Raw genomic sequence first — 3,477 nt, forward strand, 5'->3', positions numbered from 1 at the left:
TGCCTGATGATGGTCTGGTCGAAGACTTCGAGGGCGATCAGATCGCGTTGGCACTGGCCAAGCTTGAACATCATTACTTTGTCCATCACTGCTTCTTTGAAGAAGACCAGTTGATCAAGAACATTGGTCGTATTTCCGATGCACCGCTCGTCATTATTCAGGGGCGCTACGACGTTGTGTGCCCGCCGGTTTCGGCCTTGGCACTTCATAAGGCGTGGGAAGGCTCCGAGCTGGTCATCGTTGATGATGCCGGGCATGCGGCCAGTGAACCCGGGATTATCCGCGAACTGGTGCTTGCGACCAACCGGTTCGATGGCAAGAAGTTTGTGTAAAATTAACAGACAAGCAGCATTGTGTTGTTGAGTTTGAAACACGGTTGGGTAGTATAGCGAACCGATTGATCTAGTGGGGACTTGGTTAATGAAGTTGGTTTTGGGGAAACTGCTTGCAGTTTGCGCACTGTTTGGTTTTTTGAACACCGCACAAGCACAGCAAATTCTTGGAAATGATAACGATTCCGGACTGCTTGAATTTTCGACCGGTATGGTCGACATCACGCAGGACGAAGAGGCTGCCGAATTTCGTCTGAACTACCGTTCACAGCACGCGATGTTTGATGTCACCCGCCCGATCGGTGGTGTGATGGTCACTTCCGAAGGTGCCGTTCACGGTTATGGCGGTCTGGCTGTTGATGTTCTGTGGGGCGATCATTTCGTTTCCAGCGTCTACACCTCGGTTGGTGCATACCATCAGGGCAATGGTGAAGATCTTGGTCACTGGATCGAATTCCGTTCGGGTCTTGAGCTTGGCTTCCGCTTTGACAGCCACGAGCGCCTGAGCCTTGGTATCTCGCACATCTCGAACGCCAGCATCGGTGACGAGAACCCGGGTACGGAAATTCTGTCTCTGACCTATTCCTTCCCGATTGAGCGCCTTTTTGACTAAGGCGATCATCGATAAAGGTTTTACTCAGCCGAGGGTGACCGCATCCTCGGCTGATTTGTTTTTCGGACCATGTTTTGACCGCCAAGATGGCAATATCCGCGCCCTCGCGGATTGATCGCCATCAGTTTTACTGCTAATGGAATGCTGCCTTTTGGCAGTGCGCCCGTAGCTCAGCAGGATAGAGCACCAGATTCCTAATCTGGGGGCCACAGGTTCGAATCCTGTCGGGCGCACCATTAAACCAAAGGCCCGGAGGGATATCCTTCCGGGCCTTTGGTTTTTTCTGAGCATCAAATAGGCTGCATATTCTTCAAAGACTGACATGATCCAAAATCGATGTGATTCGCTTTGTGGATGCAAGCTTCAGCCAGCCTATTTTGGGACGCGCTGGTAAGTCATCGGGCCATCCCGATTTGCTCTGACGGGTGGCACTTTATTAAACCAGAGTTTCAAAACGCCCAGTTCGCAGGGACCCATGCGTAGGCTTCATCTGTCTTTAGCATGTGACCAAGTCCGGGAAACGGGAAGTGGAAGCCAAGCACCGGAATGCGGTCTGCAGCGGCCCTGTCAAAAATACGACGTCGGGAGTTGAGTGCTGTCTCCTTGTCACGGTCCGGGCCGGGAAGCCAGGGTCTATCGACATTGATGACTGGGTGATAAGCAAGGTCTGCCGTCAGCAGGAGCTGTTCTTTGCCTGAGTGAACAAGGAAGGTCGCCATGCCCGGTGTGTGGCCAGCAGCGACAATCGTTGTCAGGCCCGGTACGATCTCGTTACCTGCTTCGTAAAGCTCGATATCGCGTGTGACCGGTTCAAGGCTGCTTTTGATGTTTGCGGCGAAGCGCGTGCGGAAATCCTGCGGGACCGGCATATAGGAAAGGTCCGGATCGTTGACGACGAAGAAATCCCAGTCCGCCTTCGGGACAAAGACCCTGGCATTGGGAAACGCCTTGCCGCCATCCGCAGTACGAAGATTGCCGACATGATCTGGATGGGTGTGCGAGATAACAACCGCGTCAATGTCAGCAGGACCAAGTCCGATTGCAGCAAGGTTATCAAAGATGCGACCACCGTTCGGTCCCATTGTTTTGCCAGCGCCTGCTTCGATCAGAATTCGTCTTCCACCGGTTTCGATCAGCAACGTGTTCATATTGAGCGTCATATGCTCGGTCGAGAGGAATGCTTGGCGCAGGACTTCCTCTAACTCCACTTCAGGGGCGTTACTCGCATAAATGCGGGGCGGCCCACCAATAATGCCATCGCTTAATACCGTTGCCGTGATCTCTCCGACACGGAAGTGGTAGTGACCGGTATTGCCACTTGGTGAAGGTGCGGTTTGTGCATTTGCACTGCCAAAGAAGCCCAGGCTTGGAATGAACATGCTTGATGCGCCTGCAACGGCGGACAGCATAATGGCGCGTCTGTTTAGGGTTAGGGTACTCACTCTGTCTTCCCTTCTTCGTTGAGCGCTCATTTGCTTCATTCAGTGGTTTGGGTGCGAAATAACCAACGAAAGGACACATCGGGAGCGCAACGTGATCCGTCAGACGAGCATGACAGAGGAAAATTGATCTGATAATATGGGTAAAATTTAACAGATTGATTAGATATGCTTTGCAATGAGCTCAATCCGTCTAGACAGCTTTGATGTGTTTGTCGCCATCGTTCGATGTGGCGGATTTCGTGCCGCGGCACTTGAACGCGGCGTATCCTCATCGGCCTTGAGCCAAACGATGAACGCCTTGGAAGAGGCTTTGGGGATCCGGTTGCTTAATCGAACAACAAGGAGCGTTTTCCCAACGGAGGCGGGGCAGCGTCTGCTTGAACGGTTGGTTCCTGCGCTAAGCGATATCAGGCTTGCAATTGCTGAAGTCGATGAGTTCCGGGATAGCCCTTCTGGGACGTTGCGGATTAATGCGCCTGCGCCCGCCATTGATCATTTTCTGTGCCCGTTGGCATTCGATTTCATGGATGCTTATCCGCAGGTGAAGATCGAACTTATAAGTGATGCAACGGCCATTGATATCGTGGAGCAGGGCTTTGACGCTGGTGTCAGGTTTGGCAAGCATCTGGCTCAGGACATGATTGCCCTCCCGCTTGGGCCAGCACTTCGTTATGTGATCGTCGCCTCGCCCGAATACCTGAAGAAACGCGGTTACCCGAAGGTGCCAGGTGATCTAGTCAATCATGACTGCATCAAACGCAGATTTTCCGGTGGCACATTGGTGAACTGGAAATTCTCAGACGGGGATGAAGAGATTGAAATTTCACCCGAAGGTCGCTTGACGGTCGGTACGGCCCACAACGAATTGCAGGCAGCTTTGGCTGGTAGGGGTCTGGCGCATGTCTTCGATGACTATGCCAAGTCGTATATCCAGACAGGTCAACTGGTTGAGGTGCTCTCTGAATGGAGTCAAATTTTGCCGCACTGGTTCCTGTATTACCCTAATCGCCGACTTCCAAGTGCCGCCATGCGCGCATTTCTGGACTATATGAAAAGCTATGACTGGCAGAAAATGAACCGAGTTTGAGCG

Annotated in this window: 4 protein-coding genes and 1 tRNA gene; 4 read left to right on the forward strand and 1 reads right to left on the reverse strand. The window is 52.4% G+C overall.

Going from position 1 to position 3,477, the window contains the following annotated elements; genetic code table 11:
• From B3Z49_RS11920 to B3Z49_RS11930, 3 genes are all read left to right on the forward strand, one after another.
• On the forward strand, nt 1–332 hold a 332-nt coding region (locus B3Z49_RS11920), incomplete at its 5' end, for an alpha/beta hydrolase (protein WP_296991059.1).
• A gap of 88 nt (nt 333–420) precedes the next feature.
• On the forward strand, nt 421–945 hold the full coding sequence (locus tag B3Z49_RS11925; RefSeq protein ID WP_296991061.1) for an acyloxyacyl hydrolase: 525 nt from the start codon (nt 421–423) through the stop codon (nt 943–945).
• Nucleotides 946–1,104: 159 nt separating this feature from the next.
• A tRNA-Arg gene (locus B3Z49_RS11930) sits at nt 1,105–1,181 on the forward strand.
• Nucleotides 1,182–1,394: 213 nt separating this feature from the next.
• On the opposite strand, the gene B3Z49_RS11935 is transcribed toward B3Z49_RS11930, so the two are convergent.
• On the reverse strand, nt 1,395–2,387 hold the full coding sequence (locus tag B3Z49_RS11935; protein ID WP_296991063.1) for an MBL fold metallo-hydrolase: 993 nt from the start codon (nt 2,385–2,387) through the stop codon (nt 1,395–1,397).
• 175 nt (nt 2,388–2,562) lie between these two features.
• Here B3Z49_RS11935 and B3Z49_RS11940 point away from each other — a divergent pair, with 175 nt between their 5' ends.
• Entirely contained in the window at nt 2,563–3,474 is a 912-nt protein-coding gene (locus B3Z49_RS11940) for a LysR family transcriptional regulator (protein ID WP_296991065.1), read from the forward strand.
• Nucleotides 3,475–3,477 lie beyond the last annotated feature (3 nt).

It is taken from the genome of Thalassospira sp. UBA1131 (genome assembly GCF_002311515.1).
In the GTDB taxonomy this organism is placed as follows: domain Bacteria; phylum Pseudomonadota; class Alphaproteobacteria; order Rhodospirillales; family Thalassospiraceae; genus Thalassospira.